The organism is Treponema primitia ZAS-1 (genome assembly GCF_000297095.1).
Classification (GTDB): domain Bacteria; phylum Spirochaetota; class Spirochaetia; order Treponematales; family Breznakiellaceae; genus Termitinema; species Termitinema primitia_A.
In genome coordinates this window covers 1-891 of sequence record NZ_AEEA01000121.1, presented here as the reverse complement: position 1 = coordinate 891, position 891 = coordinate 1, and the positions used below count along the sequence as shown (strand labels likewise).

The window sequence follows — 891 nt, the reverse complement described above, 5'->3', positions numbered from 1 at the left end:
CATAGCGCTAAACACCGCTTGGGGCTTAGTAAAAGCTTCATTCGGCGAACCGGCCCGGTAAAGCCATGCGCCTACGAGGCACGAAAGCACACTTACACATAGTACGGAGTGGGGTGTCAGGAAGGAAAAGTATGGAGGGACCCTCTGGGAGGTCCCATACTTTTCCTTCCTGACAGGCCCCCCCTTACCATTTGTGTGCTTTCGGAAACCCAATCAGCGCATGGCTTCACCGGGGAACTTTTTACGATAAATTCTTTATTATCTTTTGAGCCAAATATTCTTTTATTTCCCGGTGTCTCGGCACAGCTTCCGAAATCCCGGTTTTGAGGTTCCGGTACCAGTCGTGGCTGCTACCATGCCGGATAAATACCGCTCCATTTTTAGTGATGGTTTTTATTAAATCACTCTGTTTCATTAGGCCACTATTAATTTTCCCGTTTTTTGTGGGACCGCACTCTGTATATCCCCGAATTCCAACAAATCCTTATAAAGCGATATAAGCATCGTTTCAAGTTCTTCTAAGCTCTCTCCCTGGGTCCAGTAATTGGGATATTGATTGATAAAACCAATGTACCCCCCTTCTTCGGCTTCCCAATAAGTATATGATAACTCCATCTATATCCCTCCGGCGCAAAGCATCTTTATACTATACCATATCGCTGCATTGAGGTCAAATTCTCCTTCCCCCTACGGACCCCTTAACTTGGTTTCGAGAACGCACAAATACGTAGTATAGGGTCCTGCCAGCTGGAAAGAATATCAGGAACCCCCAGAGGGTCCCCCTGATATTCTTTCCACTGAAGCCGCTTCGCGGCAATTTACAAACCCCCCGATAACTGGTCCTGTTGTGCGTTCTCCACGTCCTAGGGGGTCCATAGGGGGCCTTTATCA

At 47.5% G+C, this 891-nt stretch carries 2 protein-coding genes; both read right to left on the bottom strand.

The genetic code is table 11. The annotated features are described in order from the left end of the window. Positions 1-241 precede the first annotated feature (241 nt). A complete protein-coding gene (locus tag TPRIMZ1_RS20115) occupies positions 242-415 on the bottom strand; it encodes a type II toxin-antitoxin system HicA family toxin (protein WP_010262111.1) in 174 nt (57 codons plus the stop codon). Next, positions 415-615 carry a type II toxin-antitoxin system HicB family antitoxin gene (locus TPRIMZ1_RS0115225; protein ID WP_010262110.1) on the bottom strand — a complete coding sequence of 67 codons (201 nt, stop codon included), beginning with the start codon at positions 613-615 and terminating at the stop codon, positions 415-417. The genes TPRIMZ1_RS20115 and TPRIMZ1_RS0115225 overlap by 1 nt, the downstream gene beginning before the upstream one ends. Positions 616-891: the final 276 nt, after the last annotated feature.